Source organism: Calothrix anomala FACHB-343, from assembly GCF_014696435.1.
GTDB classification, from domain to species: Bacteria; Cyanobacteriota; Cyanobacteriia; order Cyanobacteriales; family Nostocaceae; genus Aulosira; species Aulosira anomala_A.
Map to the genome: position 1 here is coordinate 1 of NZ_JACJQG010000110.1, position 22,130 is coordinate 22,130.

The 22,130-nt window shown below is 38.8% G+C and carries 13 protein-coding genes and 1 pseudogene; 1 reads left to right on the forward strand and 13 read right to left on the reverse strand.

Annotated features, from left to right (window positions below; genetic code table 11):
• Positions 1–68: 68 nt before the first annotated feature.
• The 10 genes from H6G08_RS38430 to H6G08_RS37945 form a co-directional block, all read right to left on the reverse strand.
• Positions 69–854 (reverse strand): DEAD/DEAH box helicase, encoded by a 786-nt coding sequence (locus H6G08_RS38430; protein ID WP_190551709.1) that lies wholly within the window; start codon positions 852–854, stop codon positions 69–71.
• A 23-nt stretch (positions 855–877) separates the two neighbouring features.
• Complete coding sequence (locus H6G08_RS35235; protein ID WP_190551711.1) at positions 878–1,582, reverse strand: hypothetical protein; 705 nt, start codon at positions 1,580–1,582, stop codon at positions 878–880.
• Complete coding sequence (dpdH, locus tag H6G08_RS35240; RefSeq protein WP_190551713.1) at positions 1,573–4,743, reverse strand: protein DpdH; 3,171 nt, start codon at positions 4,741–4,743, stop codon at positions 1,573–1,575. Before dpdH ends, H6G08_RS35235 begins: the two co-directional genes overlap by 10 nt.
• Positions 4,740–5,648, reverse strand: a complete 909-nt coding sequence (gene dpdG / locus H6G08_RS35245) for a protein DpdG (protein ID WP_190551715.1) — start codon at positions 5,646–5,648, stop codon at positions 4,740–4,742. The genes dpdH and dpdG overlap by 4 nt, the downstream gene beginning before the upstream one ends.
• A complete protein-coding gene (gene dpdF / locus H6G08_RS35250) occupies positions 5,645–8,182 on the reverse strand; it encodes a protein DpdF (protein WP_190551717.1) in 2,538 nt (845 codons plus the stop codon). Before dpdF ends, dpdG begins: the two co-directional genes overlap by 4 nt.
• Positions 8,179–11,487, reverse strand: a complete 3,309-nt coding sequence (dpdE, locus tag H6G08_RS35255) for a protein DpdE (protein ID WP_190551719.1) — start codon at positions 11,485–11,487, stop codon at positions 8,179–8,181. The genes dpdF and dpdE overlap by 4 nt, the downstream gene beginning before the upstream one ends.
• Before the next feature lie 410 nt (positions 11,488–11,897).
• Positions 11,898–12,725, reverse strand: coding sequence for a hypothetical protein (locus tag H6G08_RS35260; RefSeq protein ID WP_190551721.1), 828 nt, complete (start codon positions 12,723–12,725; stop codon positions 11,898–11,900).
• A 49-nt stretch (positions 12,726–12,774) separates the two neighbouring features.
• Positions 12,775–14,925, reverse strand: a complete 2,151-nt coding sequence (gene dpdA / locus H6G08_RS35265) for a tRNA-guanine transglycosylase DpdA (protein ID WP_199322864.1) — start codon at positions 14,923–14,925, stop codon at positions 12,775–12,777.
• A gap of 751 nt (positions 14,926–15,676) precedes the next feature.
• Positions 15,677–17,047, reverse strand: coding sequence for a replicative DNA helicase (dnaB, locus tag H6G08_RS35270; protein ID WP_190551723.1), 1,371 nt, complete (start codon positions 17,045–17,047; stop codon positions 15,677–15,679).
• A gap of 388 nt (positions 17,048–17,435) precedes the next feature.
• Entirely contained in the window at positions 17,436–18,377 is a 942-nt protein-coding gene (locus H6G08_RS37945; RefSeq protein ID WP_242046418.1) for an Lrp/AsnC family transcriptional regulator, read from the reverse strand.
• 410 nt (positions 18,378–18,787) lie between these two features.
• Here H6G08_RS37945 and H6G08_RS35280 point away from each other — a divergent pair, with 410 nt between their 5' ends.
• The gene (locus tag H6G08_RS35280) at positions 18,788–19,162 is read left to right on the forward strand and encodes an XRE family transcriptional regulator (protein ID WP_190551725.1); all 375 of its coding nucleotides are present in this window, start codon (positions 18,788–18,790) and stop codon (positions 19,160–19,162) included.
• Between the two features lie 264 nt (positions 19,163–19,426).
• Here the strand turns inward: H6G08_RS35280 and H6G08_RS35285 are convergent, their stop codons facing one another.
• From H6G08_RS35285 to H6G08_RS38770, 3 genes and pseudogenes are all read right to left on the reverse strand, one after another.
• Complete coding sequence (locus tag H6G08_RS35285) at positions 19,427–19,732, reverse strand: hypothetical protein (protein WP_190551727.1); 306 nt, start codon at positions 19,730–19,732, stop codon at positions 19,427–19,429.
• A 111-nt stretch (positions 19,733–19,843) separates the two neighbouring features.
• The gene (locus H6G08_RS35290) at positions 19,844–20,785 is read right to left on the reverse strand and encodes a ParM/StbA family protein (protein ID WP_190551729.1); all 942 of its coding nucleotides are present in this window, start codon (positions 20,783–20,785) and stop codon (positions 19,844–19,846) included.
• A gap of 255 nt (positions 20,786–21,040) precedes the next feature.
• Positions 21,041–21,178, reverse strand: a pseudogene (locus H6G08_RS38770) (IS630 family transposase); the annotation flags it as partial.
• Between the last annotated feature and the right edge of the window lie 952 nt (positions 21,179–22,130).

Here is a 22,130-nt window from a genome sequence, read left to right on the forward strand (position 1 = left end):
CAGGCTAAATATGCTCTACTGAAGGACAACCTCGTTTGTCTCAGCCTTAAGTGGAAGCTACCACATTTTCATGCTTGGCGGTGAAATTTTTTCATTGGGACTGCCTTGAGGACAGCATCGAGACGACGTGCTTCTTGATAGGTTTCAGAAAATTGGTCTTTGAGGAGTTCGTTACGGGGATAAATTGCTAGTCCTTTACTCCAATGCTCATCCTTTTTCAACAAAGCTGCAATATGCGCCAATGCTGGTAGGTAAAAAGATAAAGTCTTTCCGGTTCCTGTCCCAGCACAGACAATCATCCCGCGACTTTTTGTGCTGTTTAAATCCTGCAACATCCGCCTTGTAGCGCGTAGCTGGAAGTCTGCAAGTTGAACCTCACCGCGATCGTGAGAAAGCAGTATCGCTGTAACGGCTTTTTGCTGTATGGGAGTTAGCAGTTTGTCTGCTTCCAACTGCTGAATTACTGCTTCTGGCGTAATATACCTGTTAGGATAAATCCTCGGACGGATTTGTAAGCGATAATCAGCAACTAAGGTAGGAGATGTTTGCCAATTATTATTTGGGAACAGTTGGCGAAGACGGGCAAATAATCTCACTGCTTCCGCCATCCGGGTGCGGAAAAGGCGATCGCCTCTAAGATTCAATTCAAACAACAATTTCCGTTCAAGGATTTGGTCTAAAAAATCCCAAACATCCTCATCAATTTCGCAGGTATTGAGAAAATCTTCCGCAAGTTCTTCAATTTCATCTTCAGAAAATCCTCCATCAACAATTCCCCACGTTAGGAGTTGGACTTCCTGGCGTTCCAAATTATCTAGAAATTCTCTGATTATTTTATCCCAATTAGTAGTCACCCTTGCTCTGCCCTTACTTGATTTTAAAACAAGCGAATTTTTAGAGAATCAGCAATACCATGTTGATCAATCCAATCTTTAACTTCTGAAGTCCAAAGATTTAAAGGTGCGCCTTGATTGGCTGCTGCTCGCAGGAAATGCAATACAGCTTCGGGAACTTCATCAGAACTAAGGCTATTCCAATGATACTTTAATTGTTCAATTTTACGTTCATATACTACAAAATCAGCATTATTTTTCGGATAAGTAATGCTTTTTATTTCTCTATCTATAATCTGAATTTGCAGAACAGTTTGTTTAAAAGCTTCTACCTTAGCTAATAAAGTCAGTATCTCATTTTTAGTGTTAGGCATTTGTTGATCGCGATAGCTTTCCCATGCTTCGCTCAGTTGTTGTTCTAGCGCATTTTTTAGATTATCAACTTGGGATTTTAAAATATTGCCTTGAAACTTTTTATTATCAAGAATAAACTCCGAGTCTTTTTGTAAATTATCTTCAATATTGTTAATAAAATTTAATATAAACTCTGCTTTTTGACTCAAATCGATATTGTTAATACCTCTTTGCCGAAAAGCTGTTAATGCTTCCACTAGTGGTTGAATCGTTGCAATTGCAACATTAATCTGAGTTCTTCTAGTTTGAATAATTTGAAGATTAGCTGCAAAATTTTGTAAAGATTTTTTACGTTGAGATACTTCAATAAGTTCCTGGGCTTTGTCTAAGAGCATTTTGTATCTCCTTTAATTTCATTCATAAGATTACGTAAATTAGCCAACCCCTCACAAATTTCTTGGTAACTAGACTCTACAGTTGCACCTTCAGATTTTTCTAATTCTGCAATCCGACTTTTGGCTTCAAGAATCGAAGCATCCAGAAAATTATTAGTATTATCGAGGAATTCTGAAGAATCAGTAATTATTTCTTGATAATCTTTGCTTAATTCTTGAAGTAATTTACCAACGTTAGTTTCTGGGTTTTCTTTTTCAGTTTGTACACGTTTCATTGTGTCTCTATAAGGGTTAATTGCTGTACGCCTGAATTTATCTAACACAGTAGTCATCCCTTCAAATCCCTTCTTAGCACGAAATACGCCTGCATCTTGTGCTGCTTCCATTGCCGCTTTGAGGGTGTCAATCACATCCTTTTTCTTAATGTCTTCTCCCAATTCTGATATGAGACGCTGATAAATATTTAACTGCCGTTCGTACTCTTCTTGAATGGCTTGATTGAGTAACTCATCTACTTGCTGACGTGCTTTGTAGATATCTTCGTAAAATTTGTGATCCTGTATATCTTCGGGAATTTCACATCGAGGTTGCCAAGTTTTTCTCACCTTCTCTAAAGGTTCGATAATTTGGATTGCATCAATAATTTGAAATTGTGTTGAGCTTCCTTTGGTACAAGCAATTCGACTCTGAACAATTTCTAATAATTCTTTACGATATTTTTTGAGGGATTTAAATAACTGTTTCCAACTGGAAGCACGAATTTCATCTTTAGTATTTTCTATGTCTAAAAACAAAGAATTAATTACATCTTCCAAGGAATTTGTAGAATGTCCCGCCATTGTGGAGGTGATCGCCAATAATTCCACTGCTGCTGGTACTGGGTTCCAAGGTTCTCCTGACTCACGAGGGTAGAGGCTAATTTGTTCTAAGACGTACTGACTCCATTTTTCTAATTGTCGAGTATAGGTGCGGAAATAGCGATCGCCGTCTTTAAACTTCCAGTTTTTGTGGTGACTATATAACAGGATACCTTGAAAGGCGATCGCAGTTGCACGAAACTCATCCACATCATCAGGGTTCAGTGGAAGCGATAACTTTACCCCAGCAATTGTTTCTCTTGTAACCCTTGGACTATAAAAGACTATATTTCTTTGTTTAAAAATTTTATTAGTTGTATCAACATCCTCCCGCGACTTGGACGATCTGGCAAAACTTCCTTGCAGTAAAATTTCTGAATCCCAATTAATTCTTTCAATAATCGAAGGATAAATAAATTCGCGTAGTGGTTTTCCTAAATCTTGATGTAAAATTTCTTTATTATTCCAATTATCTAAAAGCTTTATTTGTTCTGCTAGTTTATTTGGCAGAATTTCTTTCTGAATATCTTCTATTTCTTCAGGTATCGTTTGATAGCTTTTTACAGATTCTCTGACTTGTGGTATTACATGATTAATTTGAGATTGTGGTATGGAACGCTTAATTTCTGTCTGCTTAATTTGGACTCCAAGCGGAGGTAGATTTAAAGCTGTGTGAACTTGTAACGGTAAATCACAAAGCTCATTGCTGTCAGTCCATAAATCTATTAATATTTTACGACGGTCAAAGTTTTGGGGGTCTTTAGCTTTTATATCATCCTGTAAGATGGCACTAAGTCGCATTTTCCCGAAATGTTCTCGCAGACTTATAGAGGGGAAAAGCCCTTTTTTAATATTATCTAATCCATTTTCAAGAGTGTACTTCAACACATCTTTAATTAAAATTCGCGGGTTGAAACTACCTGTGTTAACTTTGCGCTGCATTTGCTCTAAAGCTTTAGGAGTAAAAGGATATAAACCTATTCCATTTACACACCCAAAACCAGTGTGACAAGCTTCGCTATGTTCGCATTCGCTACAGGCACTTACAAGAGGTTGATTTTGAAAATTATCTTCAGAATTTTTAGAATTTGCCCAATCAAGAATAACTTTATCTTCTAAGCGAACTGCATTAAGATATCTAGCAACAAACTCTTGAATATCATTTTGGGTAATTAAAGATTGATCATCTTGCTCTCCAACTTTGCCAACATCAAGATTGACACTGAAAGTAAGACGCTGTTTGACTGTATCAATTAGACTCTCAAAATAACCTGTAGTACAAGCCAATGCTGTGCGGATGGCACACATTGGTTTACTTCCTAATTGCTGAGGTCGTGCCAAAACTGCTTCTAGTACTTCTAGGTCAATACCTTGTAACTTTGCAAAGTCTTCAATTAACAGAACTAATTCAACATTTTGTTCTGCCAATGCCTCCCGAACTTCGCACATTAATCTTCGCAGATCTTCCCGACCCAAATTCAACACTTGGGTGATAGCTTCATTTAGGTGCTGGTTCAACCAGTCTACGGTTATTCTCTTGATTTCATCGCTACTCCAAAGCTCAGTATAAAAACTTCGAGACCTTTCTCCAGCTTTTTGCAAATCTAAAAGGTTATTCGGCAAGTCATCAATAGAAAATTCTCGCCTTTCTTCGACAATCTCTACCGTATTTTGATATCCCAGAATATGGATGACTAAGCGATGAATAATGCCATTATCTCTAAGCCAATAATTTTCCCGAAAAAATGGGTCATATAGTAGGGAATCAAGCTCATCAATGAGGTAATTCTGCTCATCTGTTAGTTGAGTTCTATCACGTTTCCCATCATCACCTACTGCTGCTGCTAGTTGATTGAGAAGTTGTACCCGCGCCTGAGTTTCGGTTAAGGTATTAGTTGCTCTATTTACACGTTGACGATATTCCTCAAATTTTTCTCCTTCCATTCCTTCGAGGATGAGAGTGATAATATCTTTTAAATTAGTACCAATTTTAGGAATTAATAAAACCTTACGTTTCTCAGTTGATTTAATATTTGCTGCTAACCAACGAATTAAGTGTGATTTTCCTGTACCAGAACTACCCAAAACTGGCACAAAGACGAAATCTCTTTCAGCGAGAAAATCTTTAAGAAATTTCTGCTCATCATATTCAACCCGCGATGATGCCTCTATAAGTTCCTGACGATACATAGTAATGGGATGGTGAGTCGCCAAAAACAGATGATTTGCAGGTTGGGTTGCTTCCACATCCATAACCCGGCGAACTCTTTCCAAATTCCAGCAAACAAACTTTTGAAAAGTCATGAGTTTTCTCCTTGCCAGGTAATATGAGAAATTCGCCCATCATCATCGACTTGGTTATTCGCTTTTGGTAGAATCATTAAGTCAGCATCAGATTCTCTTTTAAGCTGGATATAACCTTCGTCTCGTAAGCGAAACAAAGCAAAAGCAGTGCTAGTAGATAAATAATTAAGTTGACGACCACCAATATTTGCGTCTATTTTTTCTCGAAATTTACCTGTTTCAAATAAAGGGCATTTATTTGCTAATCTATCAATAAATTCTTGAATGATAATTTTTGCACCAACCTGATTATTGAATAAATTCTTCAAATTTCGTTTTATATAAAGCGTAGGATCAGGAACAGTTACTCTTTTTCCTCCCAAAGCATGACCCCAAGCTAAACCCATGTAGCACATCCAGTCATCCATTTGGCCGTAAAGAGTGCTATTCGTCATTCTTAGTAACTCACCAACTTGTTGTTTACTGACCTGATTTTGAATCATTTCCCAATTTCCAGGAGCATCATAAATATTTTGTGCTAAGTACCAAGCACAAACCAGACCAAAGTCTTCCTCATCTGTATTACCAGAGGCAAAAAATAAGGTAGCTAGCGTATTAGGTAATAATTGTTCAGCAATTTGAGGATTTCTAGAATCTTCTGGAAGACTTGGATTTATAGATATTTCATCTTCCTCTTCAATTAAAAGGCCTATATTGTGAACTCCATTGACGATTCTATTTTTTATTTGATTTATTGTTTTACGGAACATAGGACGACCAGGAGGTGCGTCTTTAACAAGTTCATCGGGAGAAAGAATTTTTTCTAAAACTTCTCTTTTTTCCTTTTGTCCTTTTTTTTGTAATAAGTATCTAAAAATGCCTCTAACTCTACTGGGTGTAGCAAGAGGTTCTTTGAGTACGCTCATATACCAATCTCCGCACAAAAAGAGTCAAATTTAAACTGCCGTCCTGAAAAAATATCAATCAGTCGTCGGTCAGATCGACTGGGGTCTGGTATATCTCTAGGTAGCAAGATAACGCGCGGAGTCTGAGACATAGTATTTTTTGACAAATAATTATAAGGTAATTTTTCTGTTTCATTATGAAAAATAAATGTTGGAATATGTGGCATTTTTATGGGTTGATAAGTTTCCCATAAAAATATGAAAGCGTTTGGTATTCTATTTACTTCCTTCATCAATGCTTCCTGTAATACGCTAGGAATAATAATATTTCTCATGCCTTGTTCTACAAACCATTTCAACACTTTATTTATACGGCGTTTCCTACTTTTATCTTCTAAAGATTCATAAAAAATAAGCATTAAATTCTCATCTAACAACAAGCGTTGCAGTTCTTCACCCACAAAAAATTTTGGTTTTTGCCAAACGGGGATTGGTTCAGGCATAATTCCTGAAAACGGGTTCACTCCATTTTTTCTACAAACAGGACAACCTCCACAAGCACGATAGGCTCTCACCGGATTTCTAGTTTCTGGAGTGTGACGTGAGGGAATACTATAAGCCTCTGCAAAGATTTCTGAAATACAACGTTGAGGCTTTAAAGCCTCTTTCATCAGTTGCAGATTTTTATAACTCCAGCTTTGACGTTCTTGGCGCACTAGTTCAACTTCAGATTCCCAAGTGAATTTTTCTAAATGAAACTCATTACAAATACGAATAATGCGAGAATTTCGGTATAAATCCCAAGCTGCTTGATAAGCCGCTTCAGTTTCTGATTCAAAGTTTTTCTTCTGGGGAGGTTCTTCTGAGTCGATTTCAATTAGATTTGCTTGGTTCATGAGCGTTAAAGTACGTATATTCCAAGCCCTATTTTGGTAATTTATTTTATCAATAGTTTTGTCTTGAAATGAACGAGGCGTTTCTATTGGTACGCGAAAGCGTCCATCTCCTATAGTTTCTTTTTTATAAAACATAGTTTGCCAACGTTGCAAACCCAATTCAATAGTTATTGCTGATTTATCATTTAGCCCTTCAGCAATTCTGAAGTCTTCCTTTGTATATAATGTGAGTGATAATGAAGCTTTCCCGTCTCGTCCTCCTCGTCCAACTTCTTGATAGAAACGGTCAATAGTTTCGGGAATACAAACATGAATTACCGCTCGCACATCTGCTTGGTCTATACCTAATCCAAAAGCAGAAGTAGCAACAACTATATCAATCTTTCCTTCCCGCCATTTTTCAATTAATTGCTCCCGTTCCTGAGTATTAGATTTACCTGTCATCAGATCACATCTTTTAAATCCGGCGCGGGTTAATTCTCGTTTCCAATCCTCGACATCTTTAACTTTAGTCCCGTAAATAATTAACGGGCGAGGAAGATGAGAAACTGCTTCAACTAGCCTTTGTTTTCTAACTTCTTCACTGGGACATTTATTAAACCAATAAGCAGGTTCTGGTCGCAATTGTACAGCAGATATAACTTGTAAATCTTGACAAAATAATGTTTCCAGGGTGTCTAAACAAGATTCAGTTAATGTTGCTGTTAGTAATAAAGTATTAAAAGAGCTAAGACGTAATAAATCTTTTCGCAAGCCAGGAATTTCTTGAAAAGCTGGACGAAAATCATCACCCCATTGCTCTACCATGTGTGCTTCATCGATAATGAAATACCGTAAAATTCCCAGTTTGGCTGCTTCGTACAGAGCAGGTGCAAGTGAATCCATTAAACTTTCAGGAGAGGTAAAAATTATTCTTTGAGTTCCAGCGCGAATGCGATCGCGTATCCCTTCTCTTCTCTCTTTCCCCTCTACAGTATCATCGCTATAATACGCTGTGGCATGGTGTACAAAAGATTTTAATGCCCGTTCTTGGTCAATAGCCAACGCAGTAGTCGGGACAACTACTACGCTGACACCATTATTGTTTCTGGAGTTCAGCAATGCAGGTAGTTGAGCGCAAAGGCTTTTTCCCGCACCTGTAGGTAAGTTAATAATTAAAGTTGAATTATCAGGAGCAGTCAAAACTGCTCGAATTGCTTCACGCTGTCCGATACTGCTGTATTTTTCATACTTCATTAATTGCAAAAATGGGTCACCGGAAACTGGTTTGTAGTTTCGTCGATTTTCTTCTTTAAATAAAGGTGCATCTGGCGGATATTGGTCAGCCAGGTCAAGCCATTCCGGTTGCCAAGGACTGGCCATGATGAGATAGTATTCTTCTTCTTCACCATATACGGTTATGCTAGCCTGCTCCCAAATAGTGCTATCGAGAAAAGGCGGTTTTCGAGGTATTTGGAGATAAGTTGGAGAACTTCCACCCTGTTTTGCATCCTCGCGTCGCAACACATGACGCACTAGGCTAACAATATCCCCAGACCCAGGCGAGTTTCGCAGTGCATCCAACAAGCGCCGATGACAAGGTTCTGTAACATTACTAATATCCTCAGGAATTTTACCTGTTTTGAGAATTTCCCGAAGTTGTGAGAATGAATCATTCATAAATCATCCTCCTGGGATTGCACTGGAGTTCGCCCAGAAACGATAATAAAGCCAACAGAATCAAGACGAATACTAGGATGACGAATTCCTTCGATAATTACTTGGCTTAATGCCGTTTCGTTATTGAGTTCTTGCTCCAATACCGTATGAGAAATTCGCTCTTGATTAGTAAGTCGGTTGAGACGCAGACGCAATTGGTCTAGTCTTTTACCTAATTTTTGTTCAGCACGGGTGGCGCTATCTTCACATAATGCAATAAAATCGGGACGTTGGCTGAGTAATTCTAAAGACTTACTACGCGCCTGATAGCAAAATTCTGGCCAATTGCTCGCATCTATAAAGTTATCAAGAATAGATAAACGACTTTTAGCTAAGTTGTAATCTCGGCATTTACTCCCTTTGCCTTTATAAGGCCGTTTCAGGATATTTAATAGAGTCTCATCTTCAACAGCACACATTGGTTCATATCTGGCATCAATAAATACACTTTCTACAATTGGCGGAAATAACCCATCAACACGTCTTTGCAAAATTTTAGATTTTGTATTAGTTTCTTTGTAATTCGTTAAATTTGTTTCAATAACGTAATTAAATCGGAAACCATACCACTCTTCGCCTTCGCCCGCGTCCCAAGTTTCTTCAACTCGCCACATCGCAAAAGCTTTACCTCGGTCGTCCCAATAGATATAAGATGATAGTGCTTCGATAAATTTTTCACCAATACGGTAGAGTTTCACATCAGGCTGTTGATTTGCTACCCTACGGTTAAAAGTCCCAAATTTTTCTAAAACCCCAGCAAAATTGCTGCTCAAATCATTGGCTGGAATTAATGTATTTCCAGTAGGTTGATAACGCTTTATTGTCAATAAATTAGGGTTAGCGATCGGTTTAAAGTTCAACGCTTGACAAATCCAATTTTCAGTTATTTCCTGGATTTCTTGATGACGGGCATCATAATCGTCTAAAGCTTGAAAATATTGGGTAGCGTTGTCATCCAAAGCATCTATTTCATCTAGGGCATTTTGTTCGCCGATTTTGACTTGTTCCTGCTCAATTTCTTGCTGAATTACATTGATACTTTCTAAAATTCCATCTGCACCAGATTTAAACAATATTTCTGCTAATACTGGTAATTTTTCATCTACATAAAACTGGAGACTGGCAATAGATTGCTCAAAGATATTAAAGCCTTCTTTTAATAAGCGATACCATGCATCATGGAGACTATCCGGTAAATCTACGCCAGCAAATACTGTTAATTCAACTTTTAATGGACGACCAATCCGGTCTATCCTACCAATTCTTTGCTCTAGACGATTTGGCGACCAAGGCAGGTCAAAACATATCATGTAGTTGGTAAATTGTAAGTTACGACCTTCTTCGCCGGAGGAGTCGCAAACTAAAATAAAGCATTTGGGGTCTGTTTTAAACCTATTTAAGTTCTTCTCTACTTGAGAGCGAGTTTGTCCAGCTTGATGACTGACAACAGTCTCCTCACCAAAACGATCGCTCAAGTAACGGACAATTTCGGCGCAAGTTTGCACAAAGCTGGTAAATACAACAATTTTTGGTAGACTGTCTCCGGGTATCGGTCTTTTGATCCGTTGTTGAACCTCTGCAAGCAATTTCGGGAGATTGAATTTCAAGGATTGTAGTTTTAAAGGTTCGCAAAGTTGATAGAGAATTACTGTCTTGAGTAATTCTAGGCGATCGCCATCCTCTGACGGTTGTTCTAAAATTCGCAGCAAACTTTGCAATACCTCTGCTTCCCCAGCAAATTTAGGAGTTTCAGTCAGAGTACGAACGCTATCATTGCCAAACTCTTGAATGACTTCCGCAGTGGACACACCGTTTAAACGTGCTTGAATTACCTGTTTTAAAATACCCAGCCAAGTACCAGAAGCACGAAATAACAAAAGAAAAATTTGGTGATATTGTTTGTCATCAGGAGCTACTTCACGCCACTCCTCAATTAGTTCGTGGATGTCAGGCGATCGCTCATCTAAATCGTATTCGGCTCTGGGTGTAATATTACGGTCAAAAATCACATCTTCTACGGAAGCACGACGATTGCGAAGCATCCTTCTATGAAGTCTGTAGGTATCGCTAATATGGGTACGAATTGCCCTGACAATTTCAACTGTATCGCCAGTCTTTGCTTGTAAACTATTTTCTAAATTCTCTACCAATTCCAGTAAATACTCATCTTGAGCAAACAGGTTACGGAGATTTTTGAGATTAGTTTTCAGGACGAAGGGGTTTGCACCTTCTTTAAATGACAGCAGAATTCGACCAATCTCTTGGCGTTTTACTACCCTTTCACGAAAACCTGCTAAGTCATTAAGTTGATAAGTTGTCGGATCGAGCAGATGCAGCATGGCGAGAAAATCTTGCTCGTGGTTGAGAACCGGGGTAGCCGATAATAGAAGCAGGCGATCGCTTTTATGGGCAAGATGTTTACAAGTATCAAAACGCTGGCGCACTGCTGCATCGCTAGAGGTCGCCATTGCTGCGATGTGCTGTGCTTCATCTAAAATTACCAAGCCAATATTCGCTTTCGGGTTGATTTTATAAATATCCTCAACCGCAAGCACTTCCACCCGCTTGGGAAAGTGGGAGATGTAAAACTTATTTTCTAATTCCTGTTGCCATTGTTGAAGTAGATATTGCGGAACTAGCACTACCGCATATCCAGAAGATTCATCCAATAGGTATTGACGAAGAATCGCGCCAGCTTCGATGGTTTTTCCGAGTCCAACTTCATCCGCCAGTAGATAGCGTTGAATTGGGTCTTCGAGTACACGACGGACAACTTCAACTTGATGTGGATAAAGCTTAATATTGGCGGAAATTAATCCCGTCATTCCCCGACTAACAGCGCGTTGTAAAATTAAGCATTTCACAAAAGCAAAGCGTCTATCGTGAAAATAGGGCGTTTCTTGCCCTTTCATGGCCAAAGTTTCGATGGGGTCTGGTTGAGGTAAACTACAACGCACGTAGACTTCCTGCTCACTTACTGCGATCGTCTTTTTATCAGGTAAGTCAACGCGATACTGATAAAGTTCCTCATCCCATTCGTAAATTCTGCCGATCCGCCATGCTTCTTGGCTTTCTAGGCAAATATAGCATCGAGTTTGGCGCTCCAGTTTACACTGAGATAGCGAACTTAAGGGTAAACTTTTTTCTATGCGCCGATTTACTGAGCAAAAATACTCAACTGTTGCTTGAGTATCAGATATATCAATTACCTTCCCTATCCCCAAGCTATTATTTCGGGAACGTACCAACGAACCAAGCGTTATCATACTCCAAGCCTGCTCAGTACGTTAGCATTAACCTTCCAATAGCACGCATATAGGTTACTGTATCCGCTTGCTATTCGCTTTTTCCAAAATAGCTTCTTTAACACAGAAACACCGTTAACGCCAAGCCTAGCATCATCTAGACTGAGGCAACAGCATAACTCTAGGTGTCCTACCACTGTGGTAAAAGGTAAGTCCCAGACTAACTTGTCAGCTTGTATTTTCCAATTTGCTAATTTTTGCAGCTTGGTATGTAAGAAAGCAATTCGCATCACAATAGATTTACCAGTAGGACACCCAGAGGTAGATAGGTATATATTTATTATGCTTCCCTTAGAAAAGAAAAACCAACACCTGCAATTTATTTTTTACACCTAAATAAGTAAAAATACTGTAAAAAAAGCAATTATCAGCTAAATTAAAACTTCCTGGAAGGCATTGCGATCGCGAAATTTAGTGTCATATTTCTCATTCCACCACAACCAACCAGTAGAATCTGCCCAAACATTGTGCTTTTTCAATACTTCTGCACGGGTTAAAGCTAGTCCCCCTAGAACAAATTCCGGTCGGCTCCAAGCAAGAAGTTCATCTAATTCCTGTGTGGATAAACCAAATTTTAAGCCTGTAGTTCTAGTTTTATCAACTTTTAATAATCCTCCCAAAGCAATGTAATCATAACCAATCTCCCGATAAGCACTGATCAAAGAAGCTAAGAAACTTTTGGGTGAATAATAATGGGGAGGAAAAGAATTTAATTGAGGAACTAAATTTTGTTGCCAATTATAAATTGAATGCCCTACTTGAACAACACCAATCAAAGTATAGTTTCTTGGCTTTTTCCAATACTCTTGCCAGGTTAGTCTTGCTAAATACAGTGATAGTAATGGCTCTCCAAAAATATCTTGGGTAAAAACAAAATTAGGTAAAAATTGATCGCAGGATTCTAGATACTCTCTGACTTTACCTCGCAAATGCTCTTCACAAGCCAATTTTCGTGTACGCACCCAACGCTCATCAAGGTACTCAGAATGCATTTCATAATACCAAGGGCAATCCTGATTCCCAAAAACGCCACTATCTATAAAAAATAGTTTTCCCAGATCTCGAATATTTGTCAACAGACTTTTATTAGAAGAAATAGGTGCAAGAATACCATAATTTCCTTCTAAATTCTTTAATCTATTGAGTAACCCTAACCAGTCAACCGAAAAAACTGGGAGGAACTTATGTTCAAAATTCATATTGGTATTTATCTTAAAATCATAAAGTTGATTTGAGCATCACTCTATATTAGATTGATTCTCCAGTCGTATCAACATTAGAATTTTCAAGATAATTTTCAGTACTCAAAAATTCTTGAAACCGCTGATAAAATACATAAGTATTGTGAAAACCACGTCTGCGGTTACGATCATTACCACGAAAAATAGCTGTTTCTACTCCATAGTCTTTGCAGATTTTACACTCACATTCCTGCCAAGGTTTTACTTCTAATAGTTCTCTATATAATTGAGTGTGTTGTCTTAAACGTCTAGCTTTCGCTGTTGGGGTTACTTTACCGTCGCGAGGTAATTCTAATAACTCATCGTAAGCTAGTAATTTCTCAAGAGATTCATCTAGTGATATATTGCCTTTATCGTATTCCCGAATAGCTTTTAATGCTTCTTGCTCAAGCTGCCTAAGAGTTTCACGCTCATAACCTTCTAATAGCAAATGCTTAATTCGTGGTGACTGCTTATCTACAAAAGGAATACGCACAGCAGCATAAGCTTTACCACTTAAAGTATGATAGTTTTCTACTGCATCAAACCAAGCTTTACGTAATGGACTCGCTGAATCAAAACTGGTTACTCCCAAATGGCGGAAATAAGGAAGAGCATCAATACGCCCTACGCCAAATAAATGTAATCTGGTGTTCGGTGTTAAATGTTGATAAACTTCTTTCAAAATTTCTAAAATTTCTATAGTTGGTGTTCTGGCAACTCCTCCTATAGCGATATAGTCATATCCCATCTCAACTAGTTTTTTTACTGCATCAGCGTAAGTTTCTGGGTTCCAACCTTGAGCTACACCAATAGGAGTAAAAGTATATCCAATTTTTTGATGTTTGGATATAAATTCCTCTGCATTTTGCAAAGTCAGATCGTAGCGCTTCTCTCTAACTCCAGGCTCGGCAAATGGCCCTACAATTAAATGGTCAATACTTACTCCATAATCGAATTTTAATTTTTCATAATAATCTAAAATTTCTACAGTATTATAAGGAGGTACTTCAAGCTTAATATATCCAAAAGCTCCGCAATCTCCCATAATTTCACCTGGGAATCTTACAAAGTTACGGATACCTCCTAATTTCTCTATATCTGCTCTTTTATTTTTTATCTTATCAACAACTACTTTTGAGACCAGAATTCCGTCATAATTAGGCTCTGAATATATTTCATGAGCATATATATCATCTTTATATGCACTCCGATTTTTAGTAGCTTCATCTAGTAAAAAGTTATATCCATTATCTACCTTATCATCCCATTCTGGAATGAAATATTTCATTATCAAATGCGTATTAATTGCTCTTGGTAACTTCAAAAATTCATCTAAGTTTACTATTGTTTTTCTCGATTTTTGAGATTTTTTATTAATATTTGTTTTTTTTGCTCTAGTCGAAGTAATTCCTAAAGGAAGTTCTAACTGTTGAGGTTGATTATTTAGGACTTTATCTAAGATTTTGGGGTTGTTATATAGCTCTGATAATAAGTTAGGTTCTCCTCTAATTTGACTAGCAATTAACTTAAGTAATTGTCCTTTTAGTCCAACTAAAGCACAGCCAAATCGTGATGCATCTGCATTAGAAAACGTTAACAATTCAAAATTAGTATCTTCTAAAATTACAAAATTTCTACTTTTATTAGAAGCTAAAAAAATAAAAGTTTGTTTGGGATGAGTTTCAACGGGTAAGTTTAAAGCGCGTAGATATTTATCTCCTAATAAGACAAATACTAAATCATACCCAATAACTGCTTCCTGGAAATCTTTATGTAGTCCGATAAAATTCGCCCACGAAGAAATTTCATCACTTTTCATTGAGTTGAAAGTAACGGAGTAAGGGACAATAACTTTGTCTTCAGGGATTAATCCATAACCGGCTGAGATGATCTTTACGTCTACTATTTCTTTTCCAAAGCAAGATCTCAGGATATCCACCCCTTCCATTACACGTAGATGTTGTAGTCCTGTATACATCTGACCGGCTGAACAAGAGAATTCTGCAAGCAATTTTGAGCGTTCTCTTAATCTTTCTGTGTCCTTAAAATCTTCTATGGTAAGCTGGTTTGTTGGTTTAAAACGCTTTTCTCCAGTACAAGAAGTAATAATTAATATGCGAGGGCGGAAAATTGTGTTAGTTGAAACCAAGGATTTTGCTAGAACTGATTTAGTCATCTTCATACTCTACCCAAGAATTAGGAGTTTCTGACACTGTAACTTTTTGCTGTATATCAGACTTTACAAGTTACAAGGAACACAGCCTTCAAAGATTAAATTTTCTTACTCTTTTGCGGTACTTCTTTAAGCTAGGCGATGTCTGCGACAAGCCGCTAAGAGCGTTTACGCTTCTGGCGCATTCGACCAATAACGCTTTACTGTACTTTGTATTTCTGCATTCAGCTTGCCTCAGAGTGTGATTTGAACCATGTCTTGACCAAACGGTCACGATATACTTCATAAACCCATAGGACAACATATAGTTCAAAGCTATAAATGGAGTTTAAAAACCTCAAAACTTAAGTACAGCAAGGAATGGGGCTTTTGTGGTTCATTTGTATGTAATGCAGCGAACAGAGCTTTTAAAACTGAACCCAGATGCGATCGCTTGATCACTTAATTTGTGGCTAAAGCTGTTTTTGAACCATATTGTTGGCGTTTTGAACCATATTTTGACCGAATGTTGAAAATTTTAGCTCTCAAGAATGTGTCTCAATCTGGTTTTTTTACAAAATGCATAAATAAAACTTTTGGTGACATTATGGTTCACATTTAAAACACACGGACATTATTTGATTCATAGCATGAGGTGATGGATTGGCTCTTAACCTTGAAATTCCGTTAACCTTTGGTCACGCTATGGTTCAAAATTTGGTCACGCGGGGGGTAAAATCACACAGAGCAAGCGATCGCCTGCAAACAGCTTTCATCACCCCAAATTCCGGATAATTCCATATGACTTGTCAAAAAAGACTGTTGCTGTGCCTGTATCACCGTGGCGAGATTTAGCCACGATCAGTTCTAGAATTCCTTGGTCTTCTGTGTCTGAGTTATAGTACTCATCCCGGTAAGCCAAGATGATATTATCGGCAACCATCTCTAAAATTCCCGACTGGCTGAGGTCACTCATCATAGGACGCTTATTCTGCCTACTCTCTACTCCCCTAGAAATTTGAGAAAGTGCCAAGACAGGAACATTTAAATCACCAGCCATTTTGTAAAGTCCCCTGGCGACATCTCCTAGTTCATAACTGCGGTTACCTCCAGAGTCTTCTGCCATCATTTGCAGGTAATCGACTACAACTAATCCCAGCTTTCCTTCTTTGGCTTTTATCTGACGACATTCGGAAGCAATTCCAGAAACAGTAATGCCTCTTGAGTCATTCATATAAAGCGGTAATTCTGAGGCAATACCAACAATTTTGGCAATACTGGTGAATTCCCAGTCTTCTAAAGGTTGATTACCTGAACGATGTCTGCGGATACGATCGCTCTTCAGTGGGATCAAGTCTAAATGCTTGTAGGCATTGGTAACACTAATTAAACTCCACAGTCTGTACTCTAACTGTTTCTTGGTCATTTCTAGAGAAAAAATGACCACAGGCAGATTGTGGAGCAGTATCATCTGGAGAGCGAGAAAAAGCGAAATTTGGCTTTTACCCATTGATGGCCTACCGCCAACTATGGTGAGTGTACCATCTTCAAATCCCAGCATTAAATTATCAAGCTCATGAAGTCCTGTGGGATAGATAGGATTATCTGAATCTAATTCCTCGTAAGCAGCAATATTAATCGTGCTGTTGTGTTCAGTATTGTTTGTAATAGTTTGATTAGATAGTTGAAAAACCTTTTGCTCTGCCTGATCTAGGACAATTGGTAACTCTTTTTCTGTTTCATAACCCAGATGCACAATTTCATTACCCGCTTTAATCAACTGCCGTCGCAGATACTTGTCCATCACCAGTTCTGCTAGAGAGTCGATGTTAACGGCTGACACTGTGCGGTCTACAAGGGTGGCTAATTTATTTTTCCCGCCAATCCGGTCAAGTAAATTGTGGTCAGCTAGCCAACTGGTGACTGAGAGTAAATCTGTGGGTAAAGATTGGCTCAACAGCCGCAGCGCAGCTTGATAAATATCTTTATGGGCGCTGATGTAAAAGGCTTCTGGAATTAAGCGATCGCAAATCCTGCTTATTGCTTCTGGGTCTAGCATAATTCCGCCCAAAATGGCCTCTTCTGCCTCGATGTTTTGGGGTGGCAGGCGGTCAGCTGTCCCTTGAAAACTTAGTTCTTCAGTCATAAGCAACTTGAGATTTTCAATTCACAGAGACCCTTCTCTACGAGAGACTGCGCCAACGGGGCGGGAACTCTTAACAGGGAACAGGTAACAGAGGGGAAATTAGCCCTGAAGCAAGGTTTAAAGCCTCGCCCCTTGTGGGTGAAGGAATCCTTGTATCGCAAGGTAGGTTGAAACCCCAACGCCAGTTCTCTCAAGTCGCGATCGCTACGGAGACTGGCTCCCCCTTGTGGGTAGCTTTGTTTTCCCTGTTGCCCATTGCCCGTTCCCTGTTCCCTTTCATAGGAAAAAGCTTTTTTAAGGGGGTTCAAGCTCACTCTACCGATTGCTTCTGGGTTTGGCATTATCCAACCTAAACTGGCTTTTCTAATTTCAAGAACACTGGCAGCGATCATAGTTTTTCCTTATAAGTTTCCATAGCTTGCTGACGTTGTTGCTCAATTTCTTCTTGAAACTTTTTCATCATTTGGCTACTGCGACGACTTTGAGGTTTTTTGGATTGTGCTTGTTGCCAAGCCAGAAATTTCTTGTAATAAACTTCCCAGCGATTTTGTCCAGCTTTATTCTGGTGAGCCAACCAAGCTTCAATGTCGTTGACTGGCTGACTGAGATTTTTGGTTTTTTCTTCACAAAAGTTCAAAAAATTCGCTCGCTCATCTTCTGAGAGAGTCTGAATAAATTCTGTATAAGTCTGAGAGATCTGAGGGGATCTAGAACCATTACTGTACAAGGGTTCTAGCTCTCGATTTGGACAATTCTGTCCAACTCCGGACAATTCTGTCTTAGTTTGGACAATTTTGTCCAACTCCGGACAATTCTGTCCAACTCCGGACAATTCTGTCATTTTTCTCTCGCGAGAAAATTTAGTTTTACTATCTGATTCTGGACTGTCCTGTTCTGGACAATTCTGTCCAACTTCGGACAATTCTGTCATTTTTCTCTCGTGAGAAAATTTAGTTTTACTTTCCGATTGATTTGCTTTTTTCTTTTGGCGTAGTTCTTTGGCTTGCTTACCTGCTAAATTCTGTCCACGAATTACTACAGGTTCCCATCGGTAAAGTTCTAAATCTTCAAGTTTTGCCAGAGAACGTTTAACCTGTCTTTCACTGACACCGATTGCTTCTGCAATTTCTGGAATTCTTGGTAGTTCTACCATGCGATCGCCGAAAGGCTCAATCATTTGTAGATAAGCCCATAGTGACCAGTCAGCAGCAGTTAACTTGCCGCGAATAGCTTTAATTGCCATTGAGTTAGGAGTTTGGTAGAAGCCATCTAATTCAATACCGAGCATTGGGCAATCAGGGACTACCGTAAGTTGAGTTTGGTTTGACATAGCTAGTCCCTTTGTGCTGGTGTGAGTTCACGGTAGACTTTCAGCCACTCTTTATGCTGAAGTGGGTAAAAACGTCCTTGATTTTTTGAATTTGGCTGTGTCATAGTTTTGCTAAGACAAAATAACAAGACAATAAGACAAAATAACAAGACAAAATTTCACCTCTTTCCCAACGGTATCGAGGCTGATTTTTTAGATGTCCGTCATTCATGCTCAGTCAACGAATTTTTATTTTTAATCGTGACAAGGCATTAATTTGATGGTTATGCTAGTGGTTAGAAGATTAAAGATATGTCTAGTGAAAAGCACTTCTAGCAAGAGTTTGGTAAGATTAAGGTAGACATCATCCTGGTTGTTTTATCGGACAACACATAGTATAACCGTTAAATATAAGTATAATTAACAAAGCAATGCAAAGTTTTGTATCAGAGAAAACTCAACGTTATCAGCAGTTATTCGATGAGATGATGAACCGCTTCAATTTGGAAGCGAAGACAACGGCTGCACAGGCTAAAGTTTCAGAGGTGATGTTATCCCGCTTTCGTCGCGGGAAGGCGGATTTAGGAGCATCAAAACTAATAGCGCTACTTTTGGCTGTTCCGGTAGAAGCTAGGGTATGGTATTTATCTGAGTTATTCGGTCAAAGGCCAGGAGTTAGCCTGCGATCGCTAATTGCTGAAGCACCCCCTGAAGAACAAGCCGAAGTTTTACGACTAATTGCTGACATTTTTGTGAATAATAGCCGTGAGGCTACAGACTCAGTGCAGTTACTTAAAGCTTTGTAAGTTAGATAAACAGCTTGAAAATTGGTTGTTTCAAGGGTACTGAATTAAGTTATTTTAAAAAATATAGAGCATTGCGATCGCCGATCAGTTGCAGAAAAACCTAACTGATGAAACACTGGTAAGGTTACTATTCAAGTAAGATTTCATTCTCCTTTAATTTTGCTAAAAGCCTCATCTGTTTGTTAACAAGCGAATTAAGCAAAAGAGTTGACTTTTAGCCCATGAAGTAGCCATGCAATGAGTATGTATTGCTGGTGATTATAGTTACAAATCAAAATCAAGGGTGAACGTTTCACCGTTTAAATCCTTTTGTTCTTCGAGTGCAGATGGATTTGTAGCCTGCTCCTCAAGTTGATTTTGGTTTATGGTAATCGGATTAACAACTGGTGTATGTGAAACTGCTTGTTGTATTGGGAAAGCACCTTTTTTAAACGCAAAATAGCAATCAATAATAAAGTAAAGCGTTTCCAGATAACTTTTATCTAATTGTTGTGACTCAGCAAAGATACGCTCACGATAGCTATCTTTAATCCGGATTTTTTCTGGTGTTAAATTTTGTTTATCTGCCATTGTGATTATTTCTCAAATGTGATGAGCTTTCTTTTAGGGTTTGGATTTCAGAGTACTTGAGTTCACCAATCTATAATTTTCAACGAGGCATTGAGCCAATCTGATATAGGTTCACGAATTTTTTTTCACAATCGCTTTAGCCATTTCTAGAAGTCCACAAGCATTAGCTTCTACCGGATTGTCCAGAATTTTGAACCCGTTCTTCTCTAAGAGCTTCTTAAATCCAGGCAACAAGCAACCTCCACCAATCGCCCAAATTTCATCTCCAGTGTGTTTGGCATCAAGTGTGAGATTCACAGGTTTCTTCAAATATTTCTCATACCAGTCTTTTAAACAAGAGCTGTAGACATCTTTGATATCAATGTCACGACTGTATCTGGTATGTCCCATTTCCAAGCAGAAGCGAATTTTGGATGAATCGCCGATTTTGCCCCCATTGAGATGTTTCATTTTTTGTGAGATATCATCAATCAGCACTTCTACACCTGTGGGGAAGGGAGTGTGAACTTCTCGCTTACCCTGGTTGTAACGAGAATACAGAGTTGTACCGTTGCCAAAGTCTAAAACGGTTAATTTTGGGGGAAGTGGCTGACCAAACAATGCACCCATTCCTTCTGGTACTACCTTCAGGACTTCTACCTTTACTTCAGATTGCTTACCAGCAAGTATGGGCTGATATTCACCGTTGAGTACTTGTTTCAAGTCTTCTGCCAAAGCGACATCATGTAAACTAACAACTAACTTTAAATGCCAAGCTTTACGATGTGGCAAATGTGCCAATGCACCCAATAATGTAATTAGTGCATTATTGACTTTGTTCTCGTTGTTATCTGTATTGCGGTCGAAATGATAACCTGTACGAAAAGCAGATTCTCCTACTGTGTAGGCAGTACCATTGAAAACTACTCTTCCGGGAACATCTTCCATCTCAACAGAAGAGATATAACTGGGGACGCGAACAACATCAAAGCCATCGACTAAAAGTTTGATGCTACCGTAACCGTTATCAAAGCCGGAGGGAAAAATTTTTTGTAAGGCATGAATGTTAGTCATGGGGGTCAAGTGGGGTATAAAGTATTAATGAGTCAAAAATACCCTAAGCATCACCTATATATACCCTAAATAGGGGTTAAATTGAGCAAAAAAATTTCCAAGTATTTTTGGGGTATACATAGCCCCCACTTGTGGCCTAAAAAAATTGTGAAACTTTTTAGGAGAAGTTTTGCAGCTCTACTATTCTCCAAAACAATAATTATTTAAGAGCAGGACTACTAAATGTATTTATGAAGTCGGACAATTTCACAGACCTCAGACTTGCACTAAGAAATTTTCAATTGGGTTGAGTTCAGACGAATGGGGTGGTTGAAACAACAACACAATATTTTTTGGGATTTGTAAGTGTTTGGCGTTATGAAACAAGCTATTGTCAACTTGAAGAACGTTGAGTGATTTGGGATAACAAGCCGCGACATAAGTTCAAAAATTGTTGGTAGCATTCAGTATCAACATGAGAAAACTGCCAAAATCAACTTTTTTCTGTGAGTAGTTCAACTGCCCCGTATAGCCAGAACGCTTGAAACAAACAAGAGCCAATCACTAAGGGACTTCCAACTAAAAAAATATTCCATCGCTGTGTATGCAGAGGAGGCAGAGGAGGCAGAGGAAGTAGAGGAGAAATAATTTGCCACTATGAAAACGGGATAATTTATTTTCTGGAAGTCCCTAATAGGCTTAACTCCGGGAAGAGTAATTTTACGTCCTTCAATGGTTTTAAGTCCAAATCGACTGTCATCTTGTACAAAATAACGAATATTTTCGTACTGAGGTAATACCAATTTAAACAAGAATGCAACAGATGCTTAGGTTGGGGAGCCACTGCGTTGCGGAGGACAGTTGTACTTCTTCGGGGTTCCCGACTTGAGGAGCCATTGCGTTGCGGAGGTTCCCCCCGTTGTAGCAACTGATGTTAGAACGAAGTAAAACCCAATATATACAAGCTGTTGAAGCGTTCAGTTTCGTCCCTTAAAGGGGTACAACTGGGATACGTATCCCGGTTGTACCCCTTAAACGCCACTCACCTCAAGCCGAGCCAGCCGCTTGCGGGGGTTTGCGAACTGGCGTGGGAAATCCGTCCACGGCGGTAGCTCCCCAACCCATATCTGTAGCGATCATTCTTCAAATCGGGATTAAATGGAAAACTGTCAGAGTTTACTCAAGAACTTTGAGCGAACACTAGGTTATGCGACTCTTAGCTCAATCTCTGTTTTATCTGACTCATGCTCAAGTTGTTACTGTACGTTCGCTCATTTTTGAAGGGTGAGAGGAATTAATACCTGACAGGGTAAGGAAAAAACCTGATTCTGGATCTTAATCAAGCTGATACCGTGTAATACTTGGA